Origin of the sequence: Vibrio sp. DW001 (genome assembly GCF_029016285.1) — a bacterium.
Classification (GTDB): Bacteria; Pseudomonadota; Gammaproteobacteria; order Enterobacterales; family Vibrionaceae; genus Vibrio.
This window is the reverse complement of the sequence record NZ_CP091975.1, coordinates 226154-252263: the sequence shown is the minus strand read 5'-3', so window position 1 is coordinate 252263 and position 26110 is coordinate 226154. Positions and strand designations below refer to the sequence as shown.

At 41.8% G+C, this 26110-nt stretch carries 22 protein-coding genes and 1 pseudogene; 6 read left to right on the top strand and 17 right to left on the bottom strand.

The annotated features are described in order from the left end of the window. Nucleotides 1–750 precede the first annotated feature (750 nt). The gene (locus L3V77_RS01185) at nt 751–1011 is read right to left on the bottom strand and encodes a GIY-YIG nuclease family protein (RefSeq protein WP_342752070.1); all 261 of its coding nucleotides are present in this window, start codon (nt 1009–1011) and stop codon (nt 751–753) included. Nucleotides 1012–1127: 116 nt separating this feature from the next. Then, complete coding sequence (gene oxyR, locus L3V77_RS01180) at nt 1128–2012, bottom strand: DNA-binding transcriptional regulator OxyR (RefSeq protein WP_275135394.1); 885 nt, start codon at nt 2010–2012, stop codon at nt 1128–1130. Nucleotides 2013–2196: 184 nt separating this feature from the next. Between oxyR and L3V77_RS01175 the strand changes: the two genes are divergently transcribed. The 3 genes from L3V77_RS01175 (at nt 2197) to L3V77_RS01165 (ending at nt 6005) form a co-directional block, all read left to right on the top strand. Beyond that, nucleotides 2197–2928, top strand: a complete 732-nt coding sequence (locus tag L3V77_RS01175; protein WP_275135393.1) for a glutathione peroxidase — start codon at nt 2197–2199, stop codon at nt 2926–2928. A 126-nt stretch (nt 2929–3054) separates the two neighbouring features. Then, complete coding sequence (locus L3V77_RS01170) at nt 3055–4506, top strand: dihydrolipoyl dehydrogenase (protein ID WP_275135392.1); 1452 nt, start codon at nt 3055–3057, stop codon at nt 4504–4506. Nucleotides 4507–4655: 149 nt separating this feature from the next. Next, the gene (locus tag L3V77_RS01165) at nt 4656–6005 is read left to right on the top strand and encodes an MATE family efflux transporter (RefSeq protein WP_275135391.1); all 1350 of its coding nucleotides are present in this window, start codon (nt 4656–4658) and stop codon (nt 6003–6005) included. A gap of 84 nt (nt 6006–6089) precedes the next feature. On the opposite strand, the gene cysE is transcribed toward L3V77_RS01165, so the two are convergent. From cysE to L3V77_RS01145, 4 genes are all read right to left on the bottom strand, one after another. Continuing rightward, on the bottom strand, nt 6090–6911 hold the full coding sequence (gene cysE / locus L3V77_RS01160; protein ID WP_275135390.1) for a serine O-acetyltransferase: 822 nt from the start codon (nt 6909–6911) through the stop codon (nt 6090–6092). Between the two features lie 2 nt (nt 6912–6913). Continuing rightward, nucleotides 6914–7942: an NAD(P)H-dependent glycerol-3-phosphate dehydrogenase gene (gene gpsA / locus L3V77_RS01155; protein ID WP_275135389.1), complete on the bottom strand. Its 1029-nt coding sequence runs from the start codon at nt 7940–7942 to the stop codon at nt 6914–6916. 163 nt (nt 7943–8105) lie between these two features. Beyond that, a complete protein-coding gene (gene secB / locus L3V77_RS01150; RefSeq protein WP_195704941.1) occupies nt 8106–8576 on the bottom strand; it encodes a protein-export chaperone SecB in 471 nt (156 codons plus the stop codon). A gap of 247 nt (nt 8577–8823) precedes the next feature. Further along, nucleotides 8824–9258: a rhodanese-like domain-containing protein gene (locus tag L3V77_RS01145; protein ID WP_195704940.1), complete on the bottom strand. Its 435-nt coding sequence runs from the start codon at nt 9256–9258 to the stop codon at nt 8824–8826. Between the two features lie 291 nt (nt 9259–9549). Between L3V77_RS01145 and gpmM the strand changes: the two genes are divergently transcribed. From gpmM to L3V77_RS01130, 3 genes are all read left to right on the top strand, one after another. Then, complete coding sequence (gpmM, locus tag L3V77_RS01140) at nt 9550–11079, top strand: 2,3-bisphosphoglycerate-independent phosphoglycerate mutase (protein WP_275136665.1); 1530 nt, start codon at nt 9550–9552, stop codon at nt 11077–11079. Between the two features lie 368 nt (nt 11080–11447). Next, a complete protein-coding gene (locus L3V77_RS01135; protein ID WP_275136664.1) occupies nt 11448–12518 on the top strand; it encodes a peptidoglycan DD-metalloendopeptidase family protein in 1071 nt (356 codons plus the stop codon). Nucleotides 12519–12934: 416 nt separating this feature from the next. Further along, on the top strand, nt 12935–14302 hold the full coding sequence (locus L3V77_RS01130; RefSeq protein ID WP_275136663.1) for a phosphomannomutase CpsG: 1368 nt from the start codon (nt 12935–12937) through the stop codon (nt 14300–14302). A gap of 1107 nt (nt 14303–15409) precedes the next feature. Here the strand turns inward: L3V77_RS01130 and L3V77_RS01125 are convergent. From L3V77_RS01125 to L3V77_RS01075, 11 genes and pseudogenes are all read right to left on the bottom strand, one after another. Further along, a complete protein-coding gene (locus tag L3V77_RS01125) occupies nt 15410–16414 on the bottom strand; it encodes an NAD-dependent epimerase (RefSeq protein ID WP_275135388.1) in 1005 nt (334 codons plus the stop codon). Nucleotides 16415–16475: 61 nt separating this feature from the next. Next, entirely contained in the window at nt 16476–17435 is a 960-nt protein-coding gene (locus L3V77_RS01120) for a DHH family phosphoesterase (RefSeq protein WP_275135387.1), read from the bottom strand. Between the two features lie 8 nt (nt 17436–17443). After that, nucleotides 17444–18079, bottom strand: a complete 636-nt coding sequence (locus L3V77_RS01115) for a TetR/AcrR family transcriptional regulator (RefSeq protein WP_275135386.1) — start codon at nt 18077–18079, stop codon at nt 17444–17446. A gap of 193 nt (nt 18080–18272) precedes the next feature. Then, complete coding sequence (locus tag L3V77_RS01110) at nt 18273–18557, bottom strand: type II toxin-antitoxin system RelE/ParE family toxin (protein WP_275135385.1); 285 nt, start codon at nt 18555–18557, stop codon at nt 18273–18275. A gap of 2 nt (nt 18558–18559) precedes the next feature. Then, nucleotides 18560–18841 carry a type II toxin-antitoxin system RelB/DinJ family antitoxin gene (locus tag L3V77_RS01105; RefSeq protein ID WP_275135384.1) on the bottom strand — a complete coding sequence of 94 codons (282 nt, stop codon included), beginning with the start codon at nt 18839–18841 and terminating at the stop codon, nt 18560–18562. Nucleotides 18842–19272: 431 nt separating this feature from the next. Beyond that, nucleotides 19273–20604, bottom strand: a complete 1332-nt coding sequence (locus L3V77_RS01100; RefSeq protein WP_275135383.1) for an MBL fold metallo-hydrolase — start codon at nt 20602–20604, stop codon at nt 19273–19275. A gap of 165 nt (nt 20605–20769) precedes the next feature. Next, complete coding sequence (locus L3V77_RS01095) at nt 20770–21936, bottom strand: nucleotide sugar dehydrogenase (RefSeq protein ID WP_275135382.1); 1167 nt, start codon at nt 21934–21936, stop codon at nt 20770–20772. A gap of 33 nt (nt 21937–21969) precedes the next feature. Beyond that, nucleotides 21970–23898: a nucleoside-diphosphate sugar epimerase/dehydratase gene (locus L3V77_RS01090; RefSeq protein ID WP_275135381.1), complete on the bottom strand. Its 1929-nt coding sequence runs from the start codon at nt 23896–23898 to the stop codon at nt 21970–21972. Nucleotides 23899–24050: 152 nt separating this feature from the next. Then, nucleotides 24051–24272, bottom strand: a pseudogene (locus L3V77_RS01085) (ISAs1 family transposase); the annotation flags it as partial. A 305-nt stretch (nt 24273–24577) separates the two neighbouring features. Further along, nucleotides 24578–25126 (bottom strand): sugar transferase, encoded by a 549-nt coding sequence (locus tag L3V77_RS01080; RefSeq protein ID WP_275135380.1) that lies wholly within the window; start codon nt 25124–25126, stop codon nt 24578–24580. Then, the gene (locus tag L3V77_RS01075) at nt 25123–26085 is read right to left on the bottom strand and encodes an SDR family oxidoreductase (RefSeq protein WP_275135379.1); all 963 of its coding nucleotides are present in this window, start codon (nt 26083–26085) and stop codon (nt 25123–25125) included. The genes L3V77_RS01080 and L3V77_RS01075 overlap by 4 nt, the downstream gene beginning before the upstream one ends. Between the last annotated feature and the right edge of the window lie 25 nt (nt 26086–26110).

The following is a 26110-nucleotide window of genomic DNA, read 5'->3' as shown; positions in this document are numbered from 1 at the left end:
TCCTAATTCCCCACCACTCCCAAATACCCGTCATTCCCGTGAAAACGGGAATCTCCTCGCACCAGATTCCCTCCTTCGAGGGAATGACGATGGCACGAGGAAATGACAACGGGCCGGAAGAGTGACGACAGGGCGAAGGAGTGACGACAGTGAGGGATTGGATCTATTCGGCCAAACGAATAACACTGCTCCTAATTCCCCACCACTCCCAAATACCCGTCATTCCCGTGAAAACGGGAATCTCCTCGCACCAGATTCCCTCCTTCGAGGGAATCACGATGGCACGAGGAAATGACAACGGGCCGGAAGAGTGACGACAGGGCGAAGGAGTTACGACAGTGAGGGATTGGATCTATTCGGCCAAACGAATAACACTGCTCCTAATTCCCCACCACTCCCAAATACCCGTCATTCCCGTGAAAACGGGAATTGCATACTCGCAAAATTTCTCCTTCCGCCAAAACCCTTGAACTACGTTGTTTGATTATTATATAGGGTAACAACCACAAGTATTTATACGGTAGATTTAGCTAATTTTCTCGACCAGCTCCTAATTCCCCACCACTCCCAAATACCCGTCATTCCCGTGAAAACGGGAATCTTGGTGATATTAGATCCCCATTTTCATGGGGATGACGTCGGTTTTCGTGAAAACAGGGCAGTTTTCGTCAGGATGACAAGTTTAAATAACCTTAACCGAACAGCATGCCTCCTTCGAGGGAATGACGATCGCGTGAGGGAATGACGAAATTACAAGCTGTCATACAGATCAATCCAGTTTGGATTTTCCAATGAAATTAAATCCATCTTCCATTTTCTATTCCATTTCTTTAATCTTTTTTCCCTAAGAAATGCGGAATTCATATCACTATGCATTTCAAAAAAAACCAATTTATACGTTTTGTATTTACTCGAAAACCCTTGAACTACGTTGTTTTTATGTTGCCATATTCTCTGTTTCAACTGGCTCGTGACACCTATGTAAATAGCTCTATCATTATTTGAAGACATAATATAAACACAAGGTTGCATAGCAATGACTTCCGCCAAATTATTATAGGGTAACAACCACAAGTATTTATACGGTAGATTTAGCTAATTTTCTCGACCAGTTTCACGTAGTACACTTATACCAAATAACTCGCGATCGATTGTGCCAGTTCTTCGAAACGATGTCGCAATGGTGAACCCGGTCGATAAACAAGAACAATTTGGCGCGATGGTACGGGCTTTTTAGCCTTCAAATACTTCACACCGTCTTGAAGCCGGTTTTCTGGAATCGAAAGTTCGGGTAACAATGTTATCCCTCCACCCGCGGCAACCATATTTCGAAGTGTTTCTAGGCTTGTCGCCTTAAAACGCTCATCATCTTTCGCTCCAGCAGCAAAACAGAAACCTAACGCCTGATCTCTCAAGCAATGCCCATCCCCTAGCGACAGCACGGTATGACCATTAAGCATCTGCATATCTAACTCATCTTGGTCTGCCCATTCGTGTCCACATGGAACGGCCACATAGAGAGGTTCCGTATAAAGCTCTATCTCTTTAAACGGCTCCGTTTCGGCGACGGAAGCCAATACCAAGCAATCCAATCGTCCCTCTTCCAATTGATTAACTAACTGGTTAGTTTGCGCCTCATGTAAAAAGAGATCGAGATCGGGAAAATCGTCTTTTAGCTTAGGTACAATTTTTGGCATCAAATACGGACCGACCGTAGGAATGAAACCAATATGTAGCGGACCAGTCATCTCTTTACCCTGCAAACTCGCCATATCGGTAAAGGTTTTTACTTCACTTAGGATTTTTTTGGCTTGATCGACTAACTGCAAACCAGATTCAGTAAACAGAACTCGGCGGCTGCTTCGCTCCAATAGCGTGGTCCCTAACCCATCTTCTAATTTCCTAATTTGACCACTTAACGTAGGTTGGCTCACAAAACAGGCTTCTGCTGCTTTACGGAAATGTTTATGTTCAGCTAAAGCTACAAGATACTCAAAGTCTCGAATGTTCATTTTTTATACCCAAGATAGAAGTTAACTATCGTTACTATAGTATTAAACGATTAGAACTATCAAACGAAATATCTAATAATAGCGTCAACGAAACGGAGACGTCTCCGCTAAATTAATTATTTGTTCTGCCAAATTAGGCTTTAAACTTAATCTACAATCTATATTTAAACCCAAGGAAATTATTATGTTAGCATCTAAAGAAGGTCAAAATGTACCACAAGTTACTTTCCCAGCTCGTCAAGGTGATGCTTGGATCAGTATGACAACGGATGAGCTTTTTAAAGACAAAACGGTGATTGTATTCAGCCTACCGGGTGCGTTTACTCCTACGTGTTCTTCAAGCCACTTACCTCGCTATAACGAGCTAAACTCTGTATTCAAAGACCATGGTGTCGACGACATCCTTTGCGTATCCGTCAACGATACATTTGTTATGAACGCATGGAAAGATGACCAAGAAGCAGAAAACATTACCTTTATCCCCGATGGCAACGGTGACTTCACAGACGGCATGGGCATGTTGGTAGACAAAAGTGAGATCGGATTTGGCAAGCGTTCATGGCGCTACAGCATGCTAGTCAAGAATGGAGTTGTTGAAAAAATGTTCATCGAGCCAAACGAACCTGGCGACCCGTTCAAAGTTTCTGATGCAGATACGATGCTTAAATACGTCGCGCCTGAATACAAAACTCAAGAATCTATCACTGTATTTACGAAACCAGGCTGTCCGTTCTGTTCTAAAGCGAAACAAGACCTAAAAGCGAAAGGCCTTCAGTTTGAAGAAGTGGTACTTGGTAAGGATGCAACGACCGTAACATTACGTGCTGTAACAGGACAAACAACTGTACCTCAAGTCTACATTGGTGGTAAGCACATTGGTGGAAGTGAAGAGTTAGAGGCATTCTTAGGCCAATAATTCGAACGGAAAGCGTTCATTAACGCTCTCTATATGGTGTGTAAACCTAGTTTAATGTTTACACACCATACTCTATAGAAAAAGTCACCATTCAAACAAAGCACAAGCTAACAAAAGAGATCTCTCATGAAAAAAATCAATGTAGATGTGGCCATCATTGGCGGTGGTACAGCGGGTCTTGGCGCCTATCGTGCAGCAAAAGCACATAATAAAAACGTCGTGATAATTGAAGGCGGTCCTTATGGGACAACGTGTGCCCGAGTTGGATGCATGCCTTCTAAACTGCTTATCGCAGCCGCAGAAAGTGTTCATCAGATTGAAAAAGCCCCTGCATTCGGCGTTCACCCTCAAAGTGAAATAGTGATCAATGGCCGTGAAGTGATGGACAGGATAAAAAGAGAAAGAGATCGCTTTGTTGGCTTTGTACTTGAAGGGGTAGATGAGATACCTTCTGAAGATAAAGTTGCAGGTTATGCCAAATTTGTCGATAACAACACCTTGATTGTCGATGGGCATACGAAAATAAAAGCAGACCGTATCATTATCGCAACAGGTTCTCGACCTGCATACCCTGCAGTTTGGAATGACCTTGGCGACCGATTAGTTATCAATGATGATGTATTTGATTGGGACGACCTACCTGAATCAGTCGCCGTATTTGGTCCCGGAGTAATTGGCCTTGAGTTAGGTCAGGCGTTACATCGTTTAGGCGTCAAAATAAAACTATTCGGTGTTGGAGGACAAGTAGGCCCTATCACTGACCCAGAAGTCATGGCATACGCCAACAACGCCTTTAAGGAAAAATTTTACTTAAACGCCGACGTAAAAGTTGAAAGCATGAAGCGCGTTGACGATAAAGTTGAAATACAATTCATCAACCGAGACGATGAACTAGAGCTATTTACTGTCGATTATGTTCTCGCGGCCACTGGTCGTAGAGCCAATGTGGATAAACTGGATATTGAGAACACCGATATCGAATTAGATGCTCGCGGAATACCAACAGCGGATCACTTCACATTACAAACCTCTGTCGCCAGTATTTTTGTCGCAGGTGATGCAAGCAATCAAATACCGCTGTTACATGAGGCGGCAGATCAAGGTCGTATAGCGGGAGACAACGCTGGTCGTTATCCTGATATCCGGGCCGGACTTCGTCGCTCATCTATTTCTGCTGTTTTTACTGATCCACAGATTGCGATGGTTGGCGAAACGTATAAGCAAATAACGGAACGTTTGGGTAACTGTGGTTGCTTTGCGACGGGGAAAGTCTCGTTTGAAGGTCAGGGTCGGTCACGTGTAATGCTTCGCAATAAGGGTTTACTGCATGTCTATGGAGAACAAGGTACAGGACGATTCTTAGGCGCTGAAATGATAGGGCCTAGCGCAGAACATCTTGCCCATTTACTTGCGTGGGCACACCAAAATAAAATGACGGTTTCTGACATGCTCGACATGCCTTATTATCACCCTGTCATCGAAGAAGGCGTTCGTACCGCACTTAGAGACCTAAACGCCAAATTGCATCTTGGTCCAGAGACAATTGAACATTGTCTGGATTGTGGTCCGGGTTGTTAATCTAACGAAGACTTCGTTTTGAGTTTTGAGGCACCAAGGGGCTTCAGACTCAAAACTCTCAACACATTGTGATCTTTTAAAAATCCCCTTCTATGAGAACCCAAAAAAAAACGGTATCCTAGCTACCCAATCCCCTTTGTGAATATTGCATGCAAGATAGACACGGGCTATTAACGGCACCGATACCTCAAGTTCTTCGAAACATGACCGTACCTATGGTATTTGGTTTAGTTGCGATCTTGATGTTTAATGTTGTTGATACCTTTTTTATCTCCCTGCTCGGCACTGATGCACTTGCCGCAATAAGCTTTACTTTCCCTGTCACCTTTGGCGTCAACTGCATAACCATGGGGATAGGCATCGGTCTATCAACGAATATTGCACGGCTATTAGGTCAGGGCGAAAACAAGCATGCAGCACACTTTACTTCCCATGGTTTACTACTCGCAATACTACTTATTTCAATCGCCTCGCTCTTTGGTCTATTTACTATTGAGCCGCTGTTTGGTTTTTTAGGTGCTGAAGATAAACTCATACCACTCATTAATGAGTACATGCTGATCTGGTATGTCACGATTCCTTTATTGGTCATTCCGATGGCTGGTAATAGCGCTATTCGAGCAACAGGCGATACCAAGACCCCCGCCAAAATTATGATTGTGGCGGGACTGATTAACGGTATTCTGGATCCGCTATTGATATTTGGTTATGGCCCTTTCCCTGAGTTAGGTATTCAAGGTGCTGCAATTTCCAGTGGTGTAAGTTGGTTTGGCGCCCTTCTCTGCTCACTCTACCTTTTGATCAAGAGAGAAAAACTACTTAGTTTACCCAATTTTTCATACATTATTGCCGACTGGAAACAGGTTCTGAAAATAGGTACGCCTGCTGGTATTTCTACTGCAATGACGCCCATTTCAGGTGCCGTTCTAATGATGCTTTTAGCCAATCATGGTACTGCTGCCGTTGCGGCTTATGGCGCAGCTCAACGTATTGAGTCTTTATTGTTATTAGTTATCATGTCCTTAACTTCTGCTCTCACACCTTTTATGGCGCAAAATTTAGGTGCAAAAAACTACGAACGCAGCTTTGATGCCATGTTTCTGTCGATGCGTTTTTCATTGGTATTTCAGTTTTTTATTTTCATCATGATGATTCCTCTCAGTATTCCTATCGCGGCTCTGTTTGGTCGAGAAGAAGCGGTGAATGATTTGATTTGGCTCTACCTCATCATCGTGCCTTTTAGTTATGGTTTCCAAGGCATTATTATGTTGCTAGTCAGCAGCCTAAATGCGATGCATCAACCACTACAGGCATTTTACTGGAGCTTTATGAGGTTGTTTATTTTCACCCTTCCTGCCGCTTGGATAGGCAGTTGGCTATATGGAATTCAAGGGCTATTTGCAGGGGTGTTGATAGGTAATATGGTCGGTGGTGTGTGTGGGTATTTATACGCGCTTAGGCTACGAAGAGAGATGTTAGCTTTGAGTGTGGAGTGCTGAATCTGGGATCACTCACCATGTTCGCTTCTGGAACTTAGAAACGAACGCAGTGCGTGTATAAAAAGTCACGTACGATTAAATCCACTAAATGCCAGCACCATCAGTGTAAACATTAGATTTACCGTTAAACGCTTGATCCATATCCTCAGAGGGTTTGTCGCTTGTCGGTCGTCCTACTATTTTTGCAGGTACGCCAGCAACGGTGGTGTGCTCAGGGACGGATTGAAGTACCACGGAACCAGAACCTATCTTCGCTCCTCGGCCTACCTCAATATTGCCTAAGATTTTAGAACCCGCACCAATCATCACGCCCTCACGAATCTTCGGATGTCGATCGCCGCCTTCTTTACCTGTACCACCCAATGTTACGTTTTGCAGTATCGACACATCATCTTCAACTACGGCTGTTTCACCAATGACAATACCGGTAGCATGGTCAAGCATGATACCTTTGCCTATTGTCGCCGCAGGGTGTGCATCTACTTGGCATGCAACCGAAATCTGGTTCTGTAAATAGGTAGCAAGAGCATAACGTTTTTGCTTCCATAGATAATTAGCAACCCGATAGCCTTGTAACGCATGAAACCCTTTCAGATAAAGTAGAGGGATAGAATAAAGACTTACCGCAGGATCTCGGTTTACCGTTGCACAGATATCAGACGCGGCTGATTCTGTAATTTCAGGATCCGCCGCCAACGCTTTTTCAACCACCTCTCTAACCGCCATCGCGGGCATCGACGCTGTTTTTAATTTGTTTGCCAATATATAGCTTAACGCGGCACAAAGACTGTCATGATTTATAATGGTTGCGTGGTAAAAACTGGCAAGCATTGGCTCTTGTACGGCCTGTTCGCGTGCTTCCTTTACAATCGTCTGCCATACATTACTTGGCTTGCAGTGTTTCATACTTATCCTTCCGCTTTCTTATCTCTCGCCAATAGGTCTTGCGCTGCCAATCGAGCATCTTTACTTTGGTATAATACTTGATATATTTGGTCAACTATTGGCATTTCAACACCCATTCTCTGCGAAAGCAACCAAACTTCTTTCGTATTTCTGTATCCTTCGACAACTTGGCCTATCTCTACTTGTGCGGTATCAATATCCTTACCTTGACCTAATGCGAGACCAAATCGGCGATTACGGGATTGATTATCGGTACAGGTCAACACTAAATCACCCAAACCAGCCATTCCCATAAAGGTTTCTTGTTGTGCACCTAATGCTGTGCCCAAACGTGTCATTTCGGCTAAACCACGAGTGATCAATGCCGTACGGGCATTAGCACCAAAGCCAATACCATCCGACATCCCAGCACCAATAGCGATAACATTCTTAACCGCACCACCAAGTTGCATACCAATAAAATCATTATTTGCATACACTCGGAAGGTCTTACTACAGTGTATTTTTTCTTGAAGTTGCTCGACAAATTCAGCATCAGGGGATGCTACCGAAATCGCAGTTGGCATACCAGCTGCGAGCTCTTTCGCAAAGGTTGGTCCTGATAAAACCGCAAGCGAGTAACTATCCCCGATAACGTCGTACGCAACCTCTTGAAGTAATCGACCCGTTTCAGGCTCTAAACCTTTGGTTGCCCAACAGATTCTAGATTCTTTTTTTAGAAAAGGTTTTAGGCTTTTAAGTACAATGCCAAACACATGACTAGGTACTACGACGAGAAGATCTCTGCTTGCTTGGACCGCTTTCTTTAAATCAGATTCAACAATCAATGTGTCAGGAAACGTAATATCAGGTAAAAATTCTTGGTTAGCTCTGTCACTTTCAAGACGCTGCATATGCTCAGGATCATGCCCCCACAAAACCACATTATCGCCATTTCGAGCTAACGAAATCGCCAGTGATGACCCATATGAACCGGCTCCGATCACGGTCATTGTAATCTCTTTTCCATAGGCATTGTGAGAATTAATCATATGCACTTTTCCTGTCTGTGTTGTCGGTCTTAAGTTAGCTTAAGCAAAAAATGCACAAGCATAAAGCATTGTGCATTTTTATATCGAATCTTGAGCGTTCTCTTTTCTCTTTACCAGAATCTAGAGGTGAGAAAAATGAAGGCTCTAAACCTAAGGTATAAGTCTACGCGTCAGTTGGCGTTTCTTCAGCTTGGGTTTGATTCTGTAGGTAGTTCATAAACAAAGCATCGAAGTTTACAGGTGCTAGGTTTAATTGTGGGAATGTCCCTTTAACAACTAAGCTAGAAATTGTTTCACGAGCATATGGGAAAAGGATATTAGGGCAGAAGGCACCTAAACAATGTGCAAGTTGTCCTGCTTCCATTTTCTCAGCAGTGAAAATGCCACCTTGCTGAACTTCACATAGGAAGCCAGTCTCTTCTTCGTTTTTAACCGTCACAGTTAAACGTAGAACCACTTCGTAGACACCTTCACCAAGCTCACGGCTTTGAGTGTCAAGATCAAGCTTAACGTCTGGAACCCACTCTTTTTGAAAAATAGTAGGAGAATTAGGCGCTTCAAAAGAGAGGTCTTTTAAGAAGATACGTTGGATAGTAAAGTTCTGTTGGTTTTCTTGCGGTGCTGCTTCAGCCATGTTGTTTTCCTTAAACCTTTTTTCAAAGAATTCTGTAAGTCCATTAATAGGACGAAAATTGAGAATGCACTGAGACTAACTGAGCAAGTCGACAAAAACTAGATGAACAACTTATTTCGTGCTCGCTATCACATCTAATTCGGCAAAATGCTCTAAAACTATTCGGCGTATTAATACCTATTTAGCGTATTAAACTGTTTAGAGTATTAAACTAACCAGCGTAATAAAACATCCAGTGCAATAAATTTTATTTTTTACCACGAACGAGTGGCATTTTTGCTTCGCTCCAAGACAGAATGCCACCTTTCAACAAGTTTACATTCTCATAACCCGCTTTCGCTAACAGGTTTGCATTCTCGGTAGCAGCTTGGCCACTTTTACATACCACTGTAATTGGGCTCTCTTTGTATTTTTCAAGGTTTGGTACCGTTCCAGATTTGATTTCAGACGGTAAAATGTGAAGTGCACCAGTGATATGACCTTGTTTAAATTCGTCTTTCGTACGAATATCGATCACCACTCCTTCATCTCTGTTGATGAATTGAGTTAACTGAGCGGGTGATATTTCTTTGTATTTAGCCGTCGAGGTTTTATAGATGTTTAAAATAAGCGCCACAACGATACCAACAAAAGCCATAGCCAGCAGCATGTTGCCCTGTACAAAATCAATATATTCTTGCATTTCTAAAGTGCTCTTCGCGTTAGTTTTTCAAGTAGTGTGAGAGTATAACGAGTAACGCAAGCCGATGCTAGAATCTTAATAAATTTGCGCGGTCGCGAACGCCCGTCATTATTAAACAACCACTATTCCAAACTATCAGGAATGGCAGTTATGGGCTTCGAACAACAAACCACAAACCTCGCACCAACAAAAAGTCTGCGCTTAGTCTCAAAACTGTAGTAAAATCACACTAATTTATTTTCTAGAATCTTTTAAAAATTTGACGAGGTAATAAGTATGTCAGCTAAAAATATGCCAATTAAGAAGCCGATGGCGCTAGTGATTCTTGACGGTTGGGGATACCGTGAAGAAAGCGCAAGCAATGCTATCAATAATGCAAATACGCCGTTCATGGATAGCTTGTTTGCAAACCAGCCTAATACTCTTATTTCTGCTTCTGGTTTAGATGTTGGCTTACCTGATGGTCAAATGGGCAACTCTGAAGTTGGTCATACCAACATTGGCGCTGGTCGAGTGGTATATCAAGATCTTACACGCATTACTAAATCTATTGCTGACGGTGAATTCCAACACAATGAAACCCTTGTTGCCGCCATCGACAAAGCCGCGAAAACTGGTAATGCCGTACACATAATGGGGCTGATGTCTCCAGGTGGTGTTCACAGCCATGAAGACCACATCTACGCAGCAATTAAAATGGCCGCAGAACGTGGTGCAGAAAAAGTTTACCTTCACTGTTTTCTAGATGGACGTGATACCCCACCGCGTAGCGCAGAAAAATCACTTCAACGTTTCCAAGACCTATTTACAGAGCTGGGTAAAGGCCGCGTTGCTTCTCTAGTGGGTCGTTACTACGCCATGGACCGCGATAATAACTGGGATCGTGTAGAGCAAGCTTATAACCTATTAACAGATGCGAAATCTGAGTTTACTTATGACTCTGCTGTTGAAGGCCTTGCAGCCGCTTACGCTCGCGATGAAAACGATGAGTTTGTTAAACCAACAGAACTAAAAACAGAAGGTCAAGAATCGGCGGCTATTGAAGATGGCGATGCGGTTATCTTTATGAACTATCGTGCTGACCGTGCTCGTGAGATCACGCGTACATTTGTACCAGCATTTACAGACTTCGAACGTACTAAGTTTCCGGCCGTTGATTTCGTTATGTTGACTCAATACGCTGCAGACATTCCCCTACTTTGTGCATTCCCACCAGCGACGCTAGAAAACACATACGGCGAATGGCTATCTAAAGCAGGTAAAACGCAGCTACGTATCTCTGAAACAGAAAAATACGCACACGTAACTTTCTTCTTCAACGGTGGTGTAGAGGATGAATTTGAAGGTGAAGTTCGCAGCCTCGTTGCTTCACCAAAGGTGGCAACATATGATCTTCAACCAGAAATGAGCTCTGAAGAGCTTACTGAAAAACTGGTCGCCGCCATTAAGTCAGGTGAGTATGACAATATCATCTGTAACTACCCTAACCCTGACATGGTAGGTCACACTGGAGTTTATGAAGCTGCAGAGCAGGCAATTGAAGCTATCGACGGTTGTGTTGCACAGGTTGTGGCTGCAATCAAAGAAGTGGATGGCCAACTACTTATCACTGCCGACCACGGCAATGCAGAAATGATGGTAGACCCAGAAACAGGTGGTGTTCACACTGCGCACACAAATCTACCCGTTCCACTTATCTATGTTGGTAGCAAAAACGTTGCGTTTAAAGAAGGCGGAAAACTGTCTGACCTTGCTCCAACGATGCTTAAACTAACCGATATGGAAATTCCTGAGGAAATGACAGGTGAAATCCTAGTTTGATTTAAAGCACTAAGATACCTAAGCGCTCAAGATTTTTGAATGTTGAGCGCTTGTTCATTGGTACTTCGATTCTTTTGGCACTCTCCGTTCTATTCTCACGATCTCGTTTCCATTGTTATTTCCATTTCTCATCGTCATTCCTTCGTTTTCATTGCCCGCTCACCCTGCAGCCTTTGGTCCTAAGCTTCAAGTTGAGTAAGAGATCAATATTCATCCTCTTCCCCTTCTAACTAATTGAAGTATACTACCCTCTATTAATGCTTTCTTTTCAAGATGATAATCTTCGAATGACTCAACACTCATATAGCATCAAATCCAATCGATTAAATTGGCTCAGCAGAGCCTGTTACCTATTGTGCTTCAGCAGCATGGCATTCGCACCTTCAAGCGACGCAAGTCAAGACGAACTAACTGGCGTAAAAAGTGAAATTTCTCGCCAAAAAAATGCCGTTACCTCTCAACAAAAAGAGTTAAACAAGCTGCAAAAAGCGTTGAAAAAGCAAGAGTTATCTATTTCCACTCTGGGAAGTGACATTAAAGAAACGCAAAATCTACTAAAAAAATCCAATCAAAACCTTGATCAGTTTAAGCAACAAAAAGCAGAGCTAGAACAGAAAAAACAAGAACAAGAAAACACATTAAAAGAACTGATTAAAACCTACTACATCACAAAGAGAAATAACGATGTAGGCGCAATGTTAAATCAGGGAAAAAGCGATGAGCAAGATAGAATAAGCCAATATTTTCAACACCTCGCCAAAATGAGGTCGGAAACAATTACAGCGCTCGATGCCACCAGCAAAAAATTAGATGAAAAAAATACCCAACTAGTGCAAGAACAAAAACAAATTAAAACGCTACTGGCACAAAAAACCAAGAAAAGAGATGCGCTTGCCTCTTCGCAAAATCAGCGTAAAAAAACCGTTGGTAAGATAAAAGGCAACATTTCCAATGACAAAAGTTATCTAGCGGAATTACAACGAAACGAAACGCGCTTAAAATCTGAGATCGCGAAAGCCGCAAAACGTAACACTGTTCCTATGGATGGGCTTGCAAGACAGAAAGGCAAACTACCGTGGCCACTTAAAGGCCGAGTACTACACAGCTATGGCACAAAACAGAGCGGCCAGGTCAACTGGAAAGGCTTAGTAATAGATGCCAAATACGAACAACCCGTAAAAGCGGTCTATTCTGGTACCGTCGTATTTGCAGAGTATCTGCGAGGCTATGGCTTAGTCGTACTGCTGGATCACGGCAAAGGTGATATGACACTTTATGGCTACAACCAAACGTTACTCAAAATAGAGGGCGATAAAATTAAGGCAGGTGAAACCATCGCACTCGCTGGTGATACGGGCGGGCAAGCACAAGCCTCTTTATACTTTGAGATCCGCAGAAATAGCAAAACCCAGAACCCGAAGAGCTGGTTGGTTCGCTGATAACTGACAATGAATAACTACAAATGAATGGAATACGAGGGTAGAAGATTTTCGTTTTCACATAATGCTGTTCGGTTAGTGCTAAATACTTCGTCATTCCCGTGAAAACGTAATGCTGTTCGGTTAGTGCTAAATACTTCGTCATTCCCGTGAAAACGGGAATCTTGGTGATATTAGATCCCCATTTTCATGGGGATGACGTCGGTTTTCGTGAAAAAGGTCAGTTTTCATCGGGATGGCAGATTTAAATAACCTTAACCGAACAGCACTCTGTTTTCACGGGAGTGACGGGAGTCGGTTTAGATTAAACGTTCTTCGGCAGAGCCTTCATGAACGACCACCAGCTTCATAGAAAAAATATTTTAAGACTGACAACAAATTAATATTAACAAGATGAGACCAGAGAAATGAATAAAATTGACAACCTTTCTTGCTTCAAAGCTTACGATATAAGAGGCAAGTTAGGGGAGCAGTTGAATGAAGATATTGCCTATAGAATCGGCCGTGCCTTTGGTCAGCTACTTAAGCCTAAAACCGTTGTTGTGGGTGGCGATGTAAGACTTACATCGGAAGCCTTAAAACTGGCTATTGCTAACGGGCTGCAAGATGCAGGAACGGACGTGATAGACATCGGCATGACAGGCACAGAAGAAATTTATTTTGCGACCAGTTTTTTAAAGGTCGATGGTGGTGTAGAAGTAACAGCAAGTCACAACCCGATTGATTATAACGGCATGAAGTTAGTTCGTGAGGAATCAAGACCTATTAGTGGTGATAGTGGACTCAACGACATTCAGGCCTTAGCCGAGAGCGGCGAGTTTATCGATGTTGTTCAGCGCGGTAGCTATAGTCAAAAGTCAGTTCTATCTGATTATGTAGACCATCTATTAAGCTATATCTCTCCTGAAAATTTCCACCCGATGAAGCTGGTTGTAAATTCGGGTAATGGCGCCGCTGGTCATGTAGTCGATGCAATAGAAGCGCAATTCAAAAACCTAAATATTCCGGTTCAGTTTATTAAGATACACCACGAAGCGGATGGCACCTTTCCAAATGGTATCCCTAACCCAATATTGCAGGAGAACCGTGAAGATACGGCGGCGGCTGTGAAAAAACATGGTGCGAACTTAGGTATCGCTTGGGACGGTGATTTCGATCGCTGCTTCTTATTTGACGAAAAAGGCCATTTTGTAGAAGGTTATTACATCGTTGGTATGCTAGCGGAAGCATTTTTGAAGAAAACACCCAATGCTAAAATAATCCACGATCCTCGTGTTTATTGGAATACCGCTGAAATAGCCGAATCTGAAGGCGGAACACTCGTCATGTCTAAATCTGGGCACGCGTTTATAAAAGAAAGAATGCGAGAAGAAGACGCTGTATATGGTGGAGAAATGAGCGCACACCATTATTTCCGTGACTTTGCCTATTGCGATAGCGGCATGATCCCATGGCTACTTGTGGCAGAGTTACTCTGTGTTAATAATAAAACACTATCCGAGACACTGAACGAACGTATCCAGTCCTTCCCTGTTTCTGGCGAAATCAATTCTCGTATTGCCGACCCAATGACGGCGATACAGAGAGTAAGAGAGGCCTATGAGCCAAGCGCTCTTTTGGTTGACGAAACCGATGGATTGAATTTTGAATACAAAGAGTGGCGATTTAACCTACGAACTTCAAACACAGAGCCGGTTGTTCGACTGAACGTTGAATCCAGAGGTGATATAGCATTGATGGAAAGAAAAACCAAAGAGCTGTTGGCAATGTTAAGAGCAGAGTAAGCTTCTGATGAGCTTTATTTTCGTGCAAGCGTAATGCTGTTTGGTTAGTGCTAAATACTTCGTCATTCACGTGAAAACGAGAATCTTGGTGGGTTAGATCTCCACTTTCGTGGAGATGACGTAGGTTTCATGAGGATGACGTTGGTTTTTCTTTGGGTCGTATATTTATGCCTCAAACCCTCGTTCCAATGCTCCGCGTTGGAATGCATATCTGACTTGAAGCAACCAGTCAACGCAATGCTGTTCGGTTAGTGCTAAATACTTCGTCATTCCCGTGAAAATGGGAATCTTGGTGGGTTAAATCTCCACTTTCGTGGAGATGACGTAGGTTTCATGGGGATGGCGTTGGTTTCATGAGGATGACGTTGGTTTTTCTTTGGGTCGTATATTTATGCCTCAAACCCTCGTTCCAATGCTCCGCGTTGGAATGCATATCTGACTTGAAGCAACCAGTCAACGCAATGCTGTTCAGTTAGTGCTAAATACTTCGTCATTCCCGTGAAAATGGGAATCTAGGTGGGTTAGATCTCCACTTTCGTGGAGATGACGTAGATTTCGTGGAGATGACGTAGGTTTCATGGGGATGGCGTTGGTTTCATGAGGATGACGTTGGTTTTTCTTTGGGTCGTATATTTATGCCTCAAACCCTCGTTCCAATGCTCCGCGTTGGAATGCATATCTGACTTGAAGCAACCAATCAACGCAATGCTGTTCGGTTAGTGCTAAATACTTCGTCATTCCCGTGAAGACGGGAATCTTGGTGGGTTAGATCTCCACTTTCGTGGAGATGACGTAGATTTCGTGGAGATGACGTAGGTTTCATGGGGATGGCGTTGGTTTCATGAGGATGACGTTGGTTTTTCTTTGGGTCATATATTTAAGCCTCAAACCCTCGTTCCAATGCTCCGCGTTGGAATGCATATCTGACTTGAAGCAACCAATCAACGCAATGCTGTTCGGTTAGTGCTAAATACTTCGTCATTCCCGTGAAGACGGGAATCTTGGTGGGTTAGATCTCCACTTTCGTGGAGATGACGTAGATTTCGTGGAGATGACGTAGATTTCATGGGGATGGCGTTGGTTTCATGAGGATGCCGTTGGAATGACTCACGACTGATTGTATTCTTTATACCACTCGACAAACTTAGCCACACCTTCTTTAATGCCCACTTGAGGCTTATAGCCTGTCGCTTCGAACAGATCTTGTGTATCCGCATAGGTTTTATAGACGTCACCCGCTTGCATCTCACGAAAATTCTTTTTCGCCTCTATTCCTAAAGCCGATTCGATCTCGGAAATAAAGTCCATCAGACTTATAGGGCTGCCATGACCGATATTATAAACTCGGTAAGGTGCAGAGCTCGTCGCTGGGCTCCCCGCTTCTACTGTCCAGCTGTTATTCTTTTCTGGGATGACGTCTGCAATTCGGATTACACCTTCAACAATGTCGTCGACGTAGGTGAAATCACGCCACATATCGCCATTGTTGTTGATATCAATCGTGTCGCCATCCAAGATACGCTTGGTAAAAATAAACGGGGCCATATCTGGGCGACCCCAAGGACCATATACAGTGAAAAATCGAAGCCCAGTGGTTGGAATATCATATAGATGGGAGTACGAATGAGACATCAGCTCATTCGATTTTTTTGTCGCGGCATAAAGAGATACCGGATGGTCAACGGAATCGGTAGTCTTAAACGGTGTGCTTGCATTTAAGCCATAGACCGAACTAGAGGACGCATAGACCAGATGTTCGACCTTCGTTGCTCTACAGCCCTCTAAGACATTCAAATGACCTATCAAGTTACTATTAGCGTAAGCGTGTGGGTTATCTAAAGAATATCGAACACCTGCTTGAGCCGCGAGATGAACAACCCTATCAAATTGCTCTCTCTCAAATAAAGCCGTCATTGCGCTGGTATCAGCTATATCCATCTTAATAAACGTAAACTGAGGATGGTCAACTCGGTTAAGTCGCGCTTGTTTCAAAGAGACATCGTAATAGTCATTATTGTTATCGATGCCAACAACGAAATGCCCTTTTTTACATAACTCTTCGACTGTTTTTGCCCCAATAAACCCGGAAGCACCTGTCACTAAATATTTCATATCGGTTCTCTGTTGAAAATAATTGGTTTAAATCTTGAATCTATTAAAATCGTCCGCGATGTCAACTTTGGTAATAGCTTTCTACTTTTTGAATAAACAGTGTCAATTCTGAAGATGGCAACGCATTTATACCAGCCGCTGCTTCTCGACCACCACCGGTTGAGAATTGACTACATATCATACTTGCACCCTGTTTATTGTTCAGAGGGGCCCGTAAAGAGACAGTATAGGTATTATCACCATTTGATGTCAGTACCGCGTGGGCAGAGTTTGGCGTTTGGTTCGCTAACCAATTGCCATAGACACCACTGATTCGTCTCGATGCGGCATCATCTGGCAACTCAAAGACACTTAGTATATTACTGCGATGCATCGCATCAACTGCAAGCGCTTTATTCATATCTTCTGAATACGCTTTCTGCAATGTATAAAACGGCGAAGCTTTATCTGAGATGACATCAAAAGGCGAAGGATAATCTAACAACGCTGTATATAAGTCTGCAGGATGAAAGTGTAAATCATCTACTTTTGCGCCATACCCATTGTAATTAATCAATGTTCCAAGTTCTTTCAAGGCGTTCTTTTGTTCTACATCTAGAGAGGCTTTACCTGCAAGTTCATCCGCCCTTGCTATAAGGTTGTCACCATACGCGGCAGTAATCGCCCACCAATGAAACCTTCCATCGAGTAGGTTATCTATAATCAATGCCGTACAGGTATTTGCGTCTAGATCGATATGTGCGTCTAGGTTTTCATTATCTGGAATATTGCCTGATTGATGATGGTCAGCATAAAAAACTTTCACGCCTTTATTTAAGGCCGCCTCTAATGCCCGCCTATTCTTTGCCATCGATACATCAAGAACGGTAAGGCTATCTTCTGCATTCACCTCAATTTTTTCAACAAGATTTATGTCTCTTTTTATACCCGTCACTAACGTACTTTTTTTAGGTTGAGCCAATCTACACTGCAGAAGGGCAATTATGCCATCGGCATCCCCATTAAAAATATCATAATGCATTATTTTTCCTAGATATTCATTGCTTTTATGCCATCTTCTAAAAGCTGGATTTGGTCTCTTCCCATCACCGTTGTGTGAGGTTTAACCACCGCAATCATTTGCAACACACCTTGATGGATTATCTTCTCTGTAATACCGGTTCTTGGAGACATCGCAGATTGATACCCAAGCCAACTTGAAGCCACAAGGTGTAGAGTCGTAACGAGTGATTTAGCTTCTTCTTCATCAACCTTCAGTAGCTTAAGATCCACAAACCCCAAAAAAATAGTTTCTAGGTTTTTACGTAGTTTTTCTTGAACGCCCAAATAGCGTTCATGCAACATTTCATCTCGCTGTAATATCTCTGGTAGATTTGAATAGAAAAAACGATATTTCCACATGAGTGTAAATATTGAATCCAGATAGCGTTTAAGTAAAACTAAACTCTCTTCTTTCGATTCTACTGGGGTAAAACGCTCCAATAACTCAGTTGAATAGCAATCAAAGATATCACGCACAATTTCTTGTTTGTTTCTGAAATGGTAATACAGATTACCGGGGCTGATTTCTATGTGCGCTGCGATATGATTGGTGGTGATATTCCTTTCACCGCTTTCGTTAAATAGCTCGAGACTTGCGGAAACAATTCTTTCTCTCGTTTTCATTTTTATTATCCATTGTGCTAACAATTGCAAGTATAAGCAGAAATCATTGATTCTTAAAGGAGGGAGAGTCTCGAGTACTCTATGGACTCATTTATTGACCGTTCACGTTGCTCACTTCTGGACTATCGATGCAATAAGTAATCAAGATTCTAGCTTCTAGAAGCCGAAGGCGCTCCATCTTTTGAATAAGGGATTATGATTTTTCTGGAAACATCTGCTTGGTATGGATAACTCGATGGATTCTAATTAAATCACCATCGAACTCATAAGATAGTAGCATTGAAATTTCTGGAATAATTAGGTAGCGCCCTCTCCTATCCTCTCTTTCTATCCCCATGAATGGGTGTTCTAACAACAACATCGCTCTATTCACTATAGTAGAGTCTGTTTTCTCAGCGGCTAAAGCGTTAAATTCATATAAATATTCAAAAATATCATAGCGGTCATCTAGAGATTGATGTTCCCACTTTAATTTCATACCTATAGTGCCTTATTTCTAATCTTATTTTTTCTATCTTCCATTATTCTTTCTGCTTCATCGTGAGAGAAAAATTTGGCTTCTCCCTGGTCGTACTTATCAAACGCCGTATTAATTTGATCGGTAAGCCATGAATCATGGTTTTCAAACTGACGCTGCTCTTGAGCTAAATCTTCTGCTAATTTTCGACAAGCGTCACTTAGAGTTCCACCTTTTCTTTCAATTGCTTTTTGCGCTAATGACTTTGTTTGTTCATCTATTCTGAATTGAACTCTGGTTTCCATATTTATCACCTCAAATAACTCATTGTCATCACATATGTTAGTACGTAATAACGACCAAGACAAGAATCAATAGGAGTCATCATTGCAATTCAGTGATCAACAGTTGAACGTCTATTATATGCATTCAAAATCTGTCATCCCGACAACAATTGACCTATTTTCACGAAAACCAACGTCATCTCCACGAAAGTGGGGATCTAATACCACCAAGATTCCCGTTTGCACGTAATGCTGTTCGGTTAAGGTTATTTAAACCTATCATCCTGACGAAATTGATCTATTTACACGAAAACTAACGTCATCTCCACGAAAGTGGAGATCTAATATCACCAAGATTCCCGTTTTCACGGGAATGATGAAGTAATTAGGTACTGACCACCCACATAGGTAACAGAGCTGACCGGGCACATGGTTAACAGGTGTTAGAAGGTTCACTCAACCACAGAAAAACCCTTACCCACTAACTCCTCAGCAAAAACGGTCCTTGCTTCGTCTTCCCCATGGATAAGGTTGACTTCTCTAGGCTTAACCTTTATCCCATCAATAAATGCATGTAAACCTTTGTTATCAGCGTGAGCAGAGTAACCGGACATATTATGAATGTGGGCAGCGACGTCGATCGCTTCACCATCAATCCAGACGCTCTGTGGTAACGATTGTAGTTTTTGCCCTAAGGTGCCTTTTGCTTGATATCCTGCAAAAACAATATCAGTACGTTTATCTGGTAGCAGCGCTTTAAGGTACTCAACAATTCGCCCTCCTTCGCACATGCCAGACGCCGCGACCACAATCGCGGGCTCGCCTGATGAAGCCAGGCGATTGACTAAACGTTGATGTGCTGGGTAGTTGTCGATTTGAATACACTGTTCAAACGCTAGTGGATGTCGTCGCTGTAACATTTTTTCTTTCGCTTCTCTCCCCCAAAGTTTTTTAAAACGTCGATACGATTTTGTTACCTTTTGCGCCATTGGAGAATCTAAGATAATGGGAATATCCGCTTCTAGTTCTGATTGGTAAATTAATTGCTCGATGTCGAACAACAATTCCTGTGTTCGGCCAACACTAAAGGCAGGGATCAAAATGGTGCCACCATCCAGTAACGATCGGTTGATAATGTCTTTGAGTCTAGAGGCGCGGCTCTTTACTTCGTCATGACAACGGTTGCCATAGGTCGATTCAATGAAAAGGTAGTCGGCTCGTTGAGGTGGGACAGGATCAGGTAATAGCGGCGTGTTGCTTGCGCCTAAGTCACCACTAAAGACAACAATGTTATTATCAGATAGTTTTATTTCTACATAGGCCGAGCCCAAAATATGACCTGCTGGGCCAAATCGGACATAACAAAATTCATTTAACTTGCCGCTGTTCGCCGCAATTCGATGCCATCTTCCATAGCTGCTTACTCGAACCCTTTTTTTAATGGCGGCTAAGAGTGACGCTCTATTTTTTCGTTTCATACCCAGTTGAAGCTTTAACCCATCATCTAACATCAACGGCATCAGTTCAGCCGTTGCCTCGGTGCACATTATCGGCCCAGAAAAACCCGCCGCCAATAACCATGGAATTCGGCCGATATGATCGATATGGGCATGAGTAATAACAAGAGCTGTGATTTGATGAACAGGAAAGCCGATCTCTGAAGGTGAAACATCCTTGCCTTGAAACTGACCGCAGTCAACTAGGATACTTTGCTTTGCGCTATAGAAAAGTTCGTGGCAGGAACCAGTAACGGTATCTTTACCACCATGATGGATGACTTTCATAGTTTGCTCCTGATTGTTGCGTCAGGATAACGATAAATGAATTTGCTGACAGGATGGAAAATGAAGTGAATTTTTTGGAGGCATATCTTTTTGAAGATAATAAGTTGAAATTTGAGCACTCGCTTCTGAATCAGAAAACCGCAAGTGCTCTATATCAAATGTTTTTTAGTCCGAACCAAACAGGTCTCGCGTATAGACTTTGTCTTCAACATCTCGAATCTCATCAACCATACGATTAGAAACAATAACGTCAGACATGGCTTTGAACGCTTCAAGGTCAGTAATCACTTTAGAGTGAAAGAAGTGCTCCTCATTAAGAACAGGCTCATAGACAACGACCTCGATACCTTTTGCCTTCAATCGCTTCATTATCCCTTGAATAGAAGAGGCACGGAAATTATCTGAACCGGCTTTCATTATCAGACGATAGATACCAACCACTTTAGGTTTTCGGTTGATTATAGAGTCTGCAACAAAATCTTTGCGCGTTCTGTTTGCGTCAACAATGGCGCCAATAATATTATTGGGCACTTCCTGGTAATTAGCCAACAGTTGCTTGGTGTCTTTAGGTAAACAGTAACCGCCATAACCAAATGAAGGGTTGTTGTAGTGATTACCAATACGAGGGTCTAAACCTACCCCTTCAATAATTTGACGAGAATTTAAACCATGCGCTTCTGCATAGGAATCAAGCTCGTTAAAATAAGCGACACGGAGAGCAAGATAGGTATTAGAAAACAGTTTTACCGCTTCGGCTTCTGTTGAATCGGTAAACAGAACCTGAATATCTTGCTTCTCTGCGCCTTCAACTAACAAATCGGCAAATACCTTCGCTCGCTCACTTTGCTCGCCCACGATGATTCGTGAGGGATGTAAGTTATCGTACAGAGCGCTACCTTCACGCAAAAATTCAGGTGAGAACATAATATTTTCACAACCGAGTTCTTGTTTGATCCTTTCGGTGTAACCAACAGGAACCGTTGACTTGATTACCATCACGGCATCAACGTTGATTGCCATTACCTGCTTAATCACCGCTTCTACAGAAGACGTATTAAAATAGTTAGTCGCTGGATCATAATCAGTCGGTGTAGCAATAATGACGTAGTTGGCGTCCCGATAGGCTAAATCACCATCTAATGTTGCGGTGAAGTTTAATGCTTTGTTAACTAAAAAATCTTCTATCTCTGCATCAACAATAGGAGACTGCTTGCTGTTCAGCATTTCTACTTTTTCAGCAATGATATCTACCGCCACCACTTCATGATGTTGAGCGAGTAACATTGCGTTTGATAGGCCAACGTAGCCTGTTCCTGCGATTGCGATTTTCATTTCGATTCTCTAATAACTTGACTACGACACAAATTAATGTGCCTGTCGGTTTTCGGCCATGATGCTTTTTTTCCACACCAAATCACCAATACCATCGGTAGGGTTAAATCCCGTTGGGGCATCCAATAGGAGCTGCCTAATACTTTCATGTTCAAAATTATGGCATGCGATATCCAAACTTTCGAGAAGTATTCTATATTCATCAAATGGCAAAAATGTTTCTTTTGCTGACATAATTCGTTCATGGGCCGTAGTTTCTACGTTGTCACCAATAAGTAACTCTTCAAATAATTTTTCGCCAGGACGCAATCCAGAGAACTGAATTTCAATATCGCCATAAGGATTAGAGTCACTTTTTACCTCCAACCCAGATAAATTAACTAAATTTTCAGCCAAATCTACAATTTTAACTGGTTCCCCCATGTCTAATACAAACACATCGCCACCTTTACCCATGGCGCCTGCCTGGATTACAAGTTGAGCGGCCTCTGGTATAGTCATAAAGTAACGAATAATATCAGGATGAGTAACTGTAATAGGTCCACCTTGAGCAATTTGACGCTTAAATAGTGGTATAACTGAACCCGAAGAACCTAGAACATTGCCAAAACGAACCATGCAGAATCGAGTGCCTTTATCTTTCTTATTTTCTATCTGTGATAGTGCTTGCAAACCTAATTCTGCAATTCGTTTTGTTGTGCCCATTACATTTGTAGGTCTAACCGCTTTATCCGTAGATATAAGAACAAATGACTCAACTCCAGATTCTATCGCGGCCTTTGCAGTATAGTACGTACCAAACACATTATTTCTAACTCCTTCAACAACATTATGCTCGACTAAAGGAACATGTTTGTATGCGGCTGCGTGATAAACAGTATCAACTTTGAAAGCTTTCATTGTTGCTGCTAATCGGTTTATACGTTGAACAGAACCAAGAAGAGGAGCTATTTCTACTTCTAAACCTTCAACCTTTACTAAAGAATTTAGCTCTCTATCTATTTGATACAAAGCAAATTCTGATAATTCGAATAATACAATCGTTTTAGGTTTTTGCTTGATTATTTGCCTACATAATTCGGAACCAATAGAGCCACCGGCTCCCGTGACCATTACAACTTTACTTTTGATGTTAGCTTGGAGCAGAGATTGTTGTGGCGCAACAGGATCTCGACCTAACAGATCTTCGATTGCGACATCTTTCAGTTCATCAATATTTGCGATTCCGGACACAATATCGCCCATGTCTGGAATAGTTAAAACTTCTGCGGGCAAATGAACGAGAGTATCGATAATTTCTTTACGTCGAGCGCGTGATGCACTAGGTACTGCCAAGAGAATTTGGTCAATACCATGTTTCCTTATTAAACTTTCAGCCTTTTTAACCGTTTCGACCGCTAGCCCCAATATAACTGTATTTTCAAGCGTACTATCTTTATCAATAAAGCTAATAACTCGATACGTTTCAGACGACCGAAGCGTCAAGGCCAATTGCCGACCTGCAGCTCCTGCTCCGTAAATTAAGACCTTCTTCTTCCCTTTTGCATGAGATTGGGCAACTAGAGTTCTGACAATTAAACGAGAACCACCACACAAGATACAAAGATAGGCACCATAGATTAATGGCACAGATCTTGGAACAGAGGCATCGAAATAATACGCCAATAAGCCTACAGCTGATGCTGAAATAATTGTACCAATACTGACTACGGCCAATGCATGGAATGTGAGATAGCGCAAAATTGCACGATATAACCCAAGCTTAGTAAAGGTAATTAATGTGATTGCTAACGTGATCGTAATTACATACTGATTAAGGGTATCTTCAAGAGGTTTGATGTGACCAATACGCGTCCAGTAGGCCGCATAAAACGAAATTAGAACAAATACACTATCAATCGCTAAACTAATAAGACGTTTCTTAAACCTTGATAAGTTCCAAATAAAATTTAATCTAGCCATGTCTTCTTTGTTATAATTAAATATTAAGTTGTTATTGTACTGGCGTTTAGTAAAAAAATCCGATTATTCTCCTCTATATCTTCGTGTTTTACTATCAACGACCAGTGATGCGTTAGCATTATTACCGCACGGAAACCGCATGAACATAACTGTTACGTAAGGCTTGCTAGAACCTTACTTAAGAAGTTTTCATCCATTGCGCAGTTCAACTGCTTACGTCTAATTCTACCTTTAAAGATCGTTTCGCTCTTTAGTAAGTTCAAGCATACCTATCTGAACCTTGCAAATGCCTCTGCACGATCATCCGCTCTTATTCGTGAATTTTCTTCACAAAATGCAGTATCAAGTGAGCAATGCATCACATCTAAACCCCATTGTCAACGCCGACTTAAAACTGACCCACCCATGTAGTTCATTCCACTTTTACTTCTTGTTAGTTTCTAATTAAGTTGATACGTCATCTAAAGGCTTAATATGACCAATCCGATTCCAATATGCTGCATAAAATGAAGTTACGATAAACAAAGTATCAATACATATACTTACAATCCGCTTGTGAAAGCGCGATAAATTCCAGAAAAAATTAAGCCTGGCCATTATTATTCTCTTAATAAAACTAACACCAGTATTATACTGACGTTAGAGTTTGTTGTCTTCAATCAAAATCAGCAAAGTAAGCTTACTTCACTGCATCACCACTTCCACTTCCAGTGACAGTCATAAGAATGTACTTGAAGTAATTATATACAGTAAGAGTATCGATCATCTGCCTATCTGTTTTGGCAAGTAATGATGGCGTTGCCATATCAATACTTCTAACTTGAGCTAAGCCTGTTATACCAGGTAAAACTGTATAAACTCCCATTATATCACGCTCTTTAATCAGCTCTTTTTGATTAAATAAGTTAGGCCGCGGGCCAACTAAACTCATTTCCCCTCTAATTACATTAATGAGTTGAGGTAGCTCATCGATTTTTGTTTTACGTAAAAAATCACCTAGCCTTGTAATAGAGGAGCTATTTGCTAAGTGGCTAGCTACCGATTTAGTATCAACCGACATTGTACGAAATTTAACAAGCTTGAATGGTTTTTTGTTACGTCCAACACGCTCTTGAATGAAGATCGGAGATCCTGTATCAAATAAACCAATAATGGTGACGATAACGAAGATTGGCCATAAGAGAATCAGACCAAAAAACGCTGCAAGGAAATCGATAATTCGAATCATTTTTTGTTCTCTTTAGTTAATAAAAAAGCTTCTGCTGTTTCTTTAAAGCCTTCTTCTAGCGTTTGTGGGGGGGTCCACCCTAATGTTTTTTTTGTATGTGCTATATCAACTTGAAGTGATCCTAATAGTCTATTGATTACATCTTCCTTACCAAAAACATGACCAACTGTTTCATAACAATATAGTGGTATAGGAAGTTGCCATTGAGGCTTACCAAGGGATTTTGCCATTTCTCTGACTATTTCAGAAGTAGAAATGTCATGGTCATCTGAAACTAAAAAAACTTGATTAATAGCTTTAGGGTGATCAATACAGGTAATAATTAAATCGACTAAGTTACTAATCGATATTAAACTACGCTTGTTATTAGTTATACTACCGAACGGTAAAGGCAAACCTTTAGAAACTAAATTCAATAAAGATGCAAAGTTTGCTTTTACACCTGGGCCGTAAACTAATGTAGGTCGAATAATAACAACTTCTAAACCTGTTTCGTCAGCAAATTTTATCAGTTGCTCTTCGGCTTCAGCTTTAGATTGACCATAAGAATCTTCTGGAAGGCGAGCATCAGTAGATCTAAATGGTTCATTAAACTCTGTTGATTCTCCATTAACTTTAATTGAGCTGATATAGATAAAACGCTTAACTCCCGCGACAGCAGCCTGTCTAGCTAAATGAAGAGTTCCTAAGGTATTTACTTTCCTAAACTCAACTATCGGTTCAACTGATTCATCATCCATTATATGCACCCTAGCTGCACAATGAATAATTACGTTCACACAAGAAAGTGCTTGCTCAAGATTAGATAAATCATTTAAATCAGATTGATAAAATTCAGAGTTATCATCTTGAGGCAAAGTTCGCCCCAATAATGAAACAATATGATTTTTTTGTAGATGCTTAAGCAAACATGAACCAACAAACCCTGAATAACCAGTAAGTAACACTTTATGCATCATTACGCCTCTGGCAAGTCATATTGTA

What these genes read in the sequence shown, in the direction of transcription:
- gpsA (WP_275135389.1), bottom strand. Translation starts at nt 7,942, where the DNA reads ATGATTAATTCTCACAATGCCTATGGAAAAGAGATTACAATGACCGTG.
- L3V77_RS01135 (WP_275136664.1), top strand. Translation starts at nt 11,448, where the DNA reads ATGGCATTCGCACCTTCAAGCGACGCAAGTCAAGACGAACTAACTGGC.
- L3V77_RS01145 (WP_195704940.1), bottom strand. Translation starts at nt 9,258, where the DNA reads ATGCAAGAATATATTGATTTTGTACAGGGCAACATGCTGCTGGCTATG.
- L3V77_RS01100 (WP_275135383.1), bottom strand. Translation starts at nt 20,604, where the DNA reads ATGAAAGTCATCCATCATGGTGGTAAAGATACCGTTACTGGTTCCTGC.
- L3V77_RS01090 (WP_275135381.1), bottom strand. Translation starts at nt 23,898, where the DNA reads ATGGCTAGATTAAATTTTATTTGGAACTTATCAAGGTTTAAGAAACGT.
- gpmM (WP_275136665.1), top strand. Translation starts at nt 9,550, where the DNA reads ATGCCAATTAAGAAGCCGATGGCGCTAGTGATTCTTGACGGTTGGGGA.
- oxyR (WP_275135394.1), bottom strand. Translation starts at nt 2,012, where the DNA reads ATGAACATTCGAGACTTTGAGTATCTTGTAGCTTTAGCTGAACATAAA.
- L3V77_RS01110 (WP_275135385.1), bottom strand. Translation starts at nt 18,557, where the DNA reads ATGAAATTAAAGTGGGAACATCAATCTCTAGATGACCGCTATGATATT.
- cysE (WP_275135390.1), bottom strand. Translation starts at nt 6,911, where the DNA reads ATGAAACACTGCAAGCCAAGTAATGTATGGCAGACGATTGTAAAGGAA.
- L3V77_RS01165 (WP_275135391.1), top strand. Translation starts at nt 4,656, where the DNA reads ATGCAAGATAGACACGGGCTATTAACGGCACCGATACCTCAAGTTCTT.
- L3V77_RS01125 (WP_275135388.1), bottom strand. Translation starts at nt 16,414, where the DNA reads ATGAAATATTTAGTGACAGGTGCTTCCGGGTTTATTGGGGCAAAAACA.
- L3V77_RS01170 (WP_275135392.1), top strand. Translation starts at nt 3,055, where the DNA reads ATGAAAAAAATCAATGTAGATGTGGCCATCATTGGCGGTGGTACAGCG.
- secB (WP_195704941.1), bottom strand. Translation starts at nt 8,576, where the DNA reads ATGGCTGAAGCAGCACCGCAAGAAAACCAACAGAACTTTACTATCCAA.
- L3V77_RS01185 (WP_342752070.1), bottom strand. Translation starts at nt 1,011, where the DNA reads ATGTCTTCAAATAATGATAGAGCTATTTACATAGGTGTCACGAGCCAG.
- L3V77_RS01075 (WP_275135379.1), bottom strand. Translation starts at nt 26,085, where the DNA reads ATGATGCATAAAGTGTTACTTACTGGTTATTCAGGGTTTGTTGGTTCA.
- L3V77_RS01080 (WP_275135380.1), bottom strand. Translation starts at nt 25,126, where the DNA reads ATGATTCGAATTATCGATTTCCTTGCAGCGTTTTTTGGTCTGATTCTC.
- L3V77_RS01105 (WP_275135384.1), bottom strand. Translation starts at nt 18,841, where the DNA reads ATGGAAACCAGAGTTCAATTCAGAATAGATGAACAAACAAAGTCATTA.
- L3V77_RS01175 (WP_275135393.1), top strand. Translation starts at nt 2,197, where the DNA reads ATGTTAGCATCTAAAGAAGGTCAAAATGTACCACAAGTTACTTTCCCA.
- L3V77_RS01115 (WP_275135386.1), bottom strand. Translation starts at nt 18,079, where the DNA reads ATGAAAACGAGAGAAAGAATTGTTTCCGCAAGTCTCGAGCTATTTAAC.
- L3V77_RS01095 (WP_275135382.1), bottom strand. Translation starts at nt 21,936, where the DNA reads ATGAAAATCGCAATCGCAGGAACAGGCTACGTTGGCCTATCAAACGCA.
- L3V77_RS01120 (WP_275135387.1), bottom strand. Translation starts at nt 17,435, where the DNA reads ATGCATTATGATATTTTTAATGGGGATGCCGATGGCATAATTGCCCTT.